General features: G+C 34.3%; 4 protein-coding genes. All 4 read right to left on the bottom strand.

The genetic code is table 11. From position 1 onward, the window contains the following. Positions 1-218: 218 nt before the first annotated feature. Positions 219-1,880, bottom strand: coding sequence for a UxaA family hydrolase (locus VOI54_RS17930; protein ID WP_326284714.1), 1,662 nt, complete (start codon positions 1,878-1,880; stop codon positions 219-221). 329 nt (positions 1,881-2,209) lie between these two features. Continuing rightward, complete coding sequence (locus VOI54_RS17925) at positions 2,210-3,790, bottom strand: sulfatase family protein (protein WP_326284712.1); 1,581 nt, start codon at positions 3,788-3,790, stop codon at positions 2,210-2,212. A gap of 248 nt (positions 3,791-4,038) precedes the next feature. Further along, positions 4,039-4,458, bottom strand: coding sequence for a hypothetical protein (locus tag VOI54_RS17920; protein WP_326284710.1), 420 nt, complete (start codon positions 4,456-4,458; stop codon positions 4,039-4,041). Between the two features lie 486 nt (positions 4,459-4,944). Then, the coding region (locus VOI54_RS17915) for an integrase core domain-containing protein (protein ID WP_326284708.1) at positions 4,945-5,261 on the bottom strand (317 nt) is incomplete at its 5' end.

The raw sequence follows: 5,261 nt of genomic DNA, 5'->3' as shown, positions 1-5,261 counted from the left end.
TTGTCGTAATCTACTTTATATTTTAACCTTACGAAAGTTAATTTGATATATTTAAAATAAAATCGGGGTTCACAAATCGTCAACATCTCTTGATTATATCACAACAAATATCTATTGCCGAAGTGGTTAAGAAATTAGGTTCAAATCTGTAAGCGATGCCTACTTTATTTTGTAAATTAAATTCGGTTATTGTAGCTATTAGCTACAATATTATTATTTTATAAAGACATTCCGCGTTTCCATGGAATGAAATCATCCTGTCTTAACTGTTTGGCCTTGGTTAGTTTTCCACTAGCTACTTCAATAACATAATCCAACAAATCTTCACCAGCCTTTTCGATGGTGGAAGTACCATCAATAATAGCACCGGTGTTAAAATCTATTATATCGGACATTTTATTGAATAACTTAGAATTTGAGGAAACTTTTACCACCGGAGTAATAGGGTTTCCTGTCGGAGTACCCAATCCTGTGGTAAAAAGGATGATATTACACCCTGATCCAGCAAGCCCAGTAGTGGATTCGACATCATTACCGGGGGTACAAAGTAAACTCAGTCCTGATGCTTTCACTTGTTCTGTATAATCCAACACATCTTCAACGGGCGAAGTTCCTCCTTTCTTTGCTGCTCCGGCTGATTTAATGGCATCTGTTATCAAACCGTCTTTAATATTCCCAGGAGAAGGGTTGTCACAAAAACCTGCGCCCAGTGCATCCGCCTTTTTGTTATAGGTTGACATGAGTTTTGAGAATTTCTTTGCCTTTTCATTATTCACGCACCTATTAATCAATTCTTGTTCCACTCCATTTAATTCGGGAAACTCAGAAAGTATGGTCTTTCCTCCTAGTCCAACAATTAAATCTGATACATGCCCTAAAGTGGGATTAGCGGAAATTCCTGAAAACCCATCAGAACCGCCACATTCCAAACCTATGACAAGTTTGCTCAATGGAGCTGGCTTCCTCTCTATTTTATTGGCCTCAATGAGTCCCGCAAATGTTTTTTTAACGGCTTCGGCAAGGAATTCTTGTTCTGATTCACTTTGCTGTTGTTCTAGAATATAAATAGCCCCTTTGTGATTGGGAGACATTTTACTCAAAGCGTTTTTCAAAATACTCGCTTGTGCATGTTGGCACCCTAAACTTAAGACGGTAGCTCCCGCTACATTGGGGTTATTAATATAACCGGCTAAAAGATGACATAATGCTACGGCATCTGTCGTTGCTCCTCCACAACCTCCTTCATGGGTTAAGAAATGAATACCATCTACATTTGGAAATAATGGATTCTTGTTAAGCTTATTTTGTGGCTTTATAATATTTTTATTCAAAATGGTATCTATTGAGATCCCGTTCTTGTAATCATCAATTAAGGAATCAACATCAAAACTTAAATGCTGTTGTTTTCCAAACCCTAATTTTTCAATTAAGGCTTCTTTCAGTACCTCTACGTTTCTATTCTGGCAAAAAACCAATGGGATAACCAACCAATTATTCTCTGTCCCAATATTACCATCTGCTCTGTGATACCCGTTAAATCTTTTTTTTATGAATTTTGAAACATCCGGAGCTTCCCACTTTACTTTTTTCATTGCGCTTTCTGTACTATAATGCTCGGTTTCATGTGCTAAGTTGGTTGTACTTATAAGCCCTCCTTTGGGAATTTCTTTTTTGGCCTTTCCGACAGTTACACCATACATATGAACAATATCTCCTTTTCTAAGGTTTTTAGTCGCAAATTTGTGTTTGGCAGGAATATCATCAAGAATGTGATACTCTTTTGAATTAAACTTAACTCTTTCGTCCTTCTTTAAGTTAGTTAACGCTACTATGACATTATCCTTGGAATGTATTTTAAGAATTTTATTTTGACTGCTCATGTGGAAGTTTTAGAAGTTAAAATAACTGCAATAAAATTGGTAGGCATTAGCCCTTAACTAAATAATAAAAGGATATTTTGAATTTATATTATTAAGTAATAAACATCTACCTTAGGTTGGATTAATCTATAAAATAATGCTATCAATTCTAATTACCCTAAATTTTTATCAAGCAGTTAAATATTTATTTGTTATGAATATTATTATAATTCGATCGAGTATTTGATGTTTTAATCATTTCCTCTAATTTTAATTTCACGTTCTTTAATAAGCAAGATATTTCTCTAACAATAAATATACTAAGATCAACCTATACTTATTTGCTCATTTTAATTCATCCACCAAAGCTGTTCCCAGCTTTCATCCCCATCATTTTGTTGAGGAATTCCTGGAGTGCTGCGCCCTTCTCTAATGTATTTGGTCAATAGCCCTTTTAGCTCCTCTACTTTATCGAGGTGTTCAGCTACAAGATTGCTAGCTTCTTGTGGATCTGCTTTTAGATTATACAGCTGCATTTTAGGCAAGGTATCTAATATCTCCTTCTTATTTGGGTAACTCCAACCTCCTGAACCCGCACACATGGACAGTTTCCAATTCCCTTTACGAATGGCAAAACTTCCCTTTATGGAATGGTGCACCGTAGCCTCCCTTAGTGGTGCTTCCAAAGTTTCCCCAGTAAGCACAGGTAATATATTGTAGCTATCCTCTCCTTCATTATCTTTCAATTGATAACCTGTTATAGCCGCCACGGTTCCCATTAGGTCATTCAAAGAGATTATTTCATCACTCACTGCTCCTGCTTTTATTCTTGCCGGCCATTTGACAATAAATGGTACACGATGCCCGCCTTCAAAAATATCTGCTTTATGCCCCCTAAAAATACTATTGGGGTAGTGTCCTTTTTCAATCATTTCATTAATATCTGCTGCAGGAGAACAACCATTATCGCTGGTGAAAACAATCAAGGTGTTTTCTTCTATTCCTGCATCTTTTATAGTTTGTATAAGTGCCCCCATATAATGATCTATCATCATCATAAAATCTCCGTAAGGGTTTAATCCACTTTTGCCCTGCCATTCTTCTAAAGGTAAGATTGGTGTATGTGGTGAGGGCAAAGGTAAATACAAGAAAAAAGGTTTATCATTTTGTGCCTGTTGCTTTATATATTTCATCCCCCTCTTGAAAAAATTTGGTGTTACCTGCTCGTGCTCAAAATCAGGGGCAGTTGGCCCTTTACGCCATTTGGTATATTTTCTTTTGTTTTCTGTTATCGTTGTAGGCTGCGCAGTTACTTTTCCATTTTCTACATACACATAAGGTGCCATATCTAAGGAGCCACAATGACCATAAGCATAATCGAATCCTAAATCATTAGGTGAATTTTTAATAGGTTTTGAAAAATCTACATTATCAAAACTTCTCGTATCCCAGCCTATCTCAACAATAGTGTCTTTTTTAACTTTTTCTGCCCAGTCCCAGCCTAAATGCCATTTGCCAATAAAAGCAGTATAGTAGCCCTGCTTCTTTAACAATGACGCAACAGTTGTCCTGGAGGATGGAATTAATCCCGGAGATCTTCCAGTAAGTACGCCTTGCTTGAGTTCAGAACGCCAATTATAACGCCCTGTCATGATACCATAACGGGTAGGTGTACAGACGGAAGAACTGGTATGCGCATCTGTAAAACGTATCCCCTCTTCAGCCATTTTATCAATATTTGGTGTTTTAATTTTTCCTTCCGGGTTATAAGCACCTATATCTCCATAACCTAAGTCGTCTGCTAACACATAGATGATATTGGGCGGAGTATCTTTCGGTGCCTTTGTTTCTTTTTTTCCTAAGGCACATCCTACTAACAGTATGCCGACTATTGCTAAAAGTTGGAACATTAATCTATTGTAATTCTTCATATTTTAATTTTAGAAGCTAAAGCTCCATTATTTTACATTAATTAGTTGAAATGTATTTAGTTCAAATTCAGGTAAGGATACAATTATATTTTTTGCTTGCTTTTCTATAATTAAATTCTTCATTATCAGTTTTTTTTTATAAAAATCAAGAATTTCCAATTGACTATGCTCTTTTTTGAGCTTGAACACTAATATTATGGTTATAACTAGAAAAAACCAACTTTCACAAAAAACTGATTAACAGTAATTTAATTTAAACATCCTTTTATTTTAAACACATAAGCTTCTGCTTCTATGCTACCTTCTTTAGGTAGGTCTATTGATTGAGGTTTTAGATACAATGTTTCTACATCATGGTTATCATTACTAATTCTCCCTCTAAATTCAATAATACGATTTTGAAAACCATTAGGGTTTACCTGTACGCCATTCATATATCGTGGTCCTCCGTTATTATCTATAAGGACAGTTGTACCACCGTCATTAGTTATAGTACCATTATTATAAACAAACAAAGGATCATTAGTGGTAGTACCTGAATCAGCAACTTCAATTATTATACCTCTATTACCTGTGTTATAGTTTTTTCTAAAATCATTATACTGCACCGTAGTTTGCGCAGAAATAACCGCTGATATAAATAATAATAATAAAGTAATTTTTTTCATAATTTTTTGGATTAATTGATAATAGTTCTTTATATAAATCATAATTTACCGCAATGTATATACAGCGCAGCACCTATAAAATATGGGCTAAATTAAAAAGTAACAGGTTTCATTATTATTACAAATTGACCAAGTTTTACCTTAAATCATTCAATCCCTTTTTTTTAAAATAAAGCTTTGATAACCTAAAAGAGAGGTTCATAATATTTAACTGGGAGCGTTCACTTTCCCAAAGAATTGATTGGGCAGGTTACTAGGAATTGCTTTACTTGTTTTTTATTTATAAAGCATGTCATTTTGAATTTTGTCTTGCATTATATAAAATCTTAACAATATTATGATAGCTTAAAGTGAATCTTAATTTAAAATAGGCAGTTTGTTCAGTTATAATAGAACAGGTTGACAATAGTGCTTATTGGTAAACTTAATATTTTATCAAGTCTGAGCTGGACTTGCAATAAAAAAGTGGACAATTAATTGCGAGATTTAAGCGGCTACATTTTGGTTATACATTTCGGTTTCAAATTCGTTAATAGTTTTATACCCTAAAGTTGAGTGTATCCTTCTTTTATTATACCAAGTTTCTATCCAAGAAAAGATTGATAATTCAGCTTGAGACCTATAATTGTATTTATGTTTATACACCCATTCAGTTTTTAAGCTTTTAAAAAATGATTCTACTACAGCATTATCCCAACAGTTCCCTTTTCTGCTCATGCTTTGTTTTACTAGACCATCATAACTTTTAATGATATCTGTAAAAATATAACTAGCATATTGAGACCCTCTGTCAGAATGAAAGA

The organism is Alterotamlana spongicola, from assembly GCF_035818475.1.
Taxonomy (GTDB): Bacteria; Bacteroidota; Bacteroidia; order Flavobacteriales; family Flavobacteriaceae; genus Cognatitamlana.
Note: the sequence above shows the minus strand (reverse complement) of the source record. Positions and strands in the feature narration are given on the sequence as shown.

What these genes read in the sequence shown, in the direction of transcription:
- VOI54_RS17930 (WP_326284714.1), bottom strand. Translation starts at nt 1,880, where the DNA reads ATGAGCAGTCAAAATAAAATTCTTAAAATACATTCCAAGGATAATGTC.
- VOI54_RS17925 (WP_326284712.1), bottom strand. Translation starts at nt 3,790, where the DNA reads ATGAAGAATTACAATAGATTAATGTTCCAACTTTTAGCAATAGTCGGC.
- VOI54_RS17920 (WP_326284710.1), bottom strand. Translation starts at nt 4,458, where the DNA reads ATGAAAAAAATTACTTTATTATTATTATTTATATCAGCGGTTATTTCT.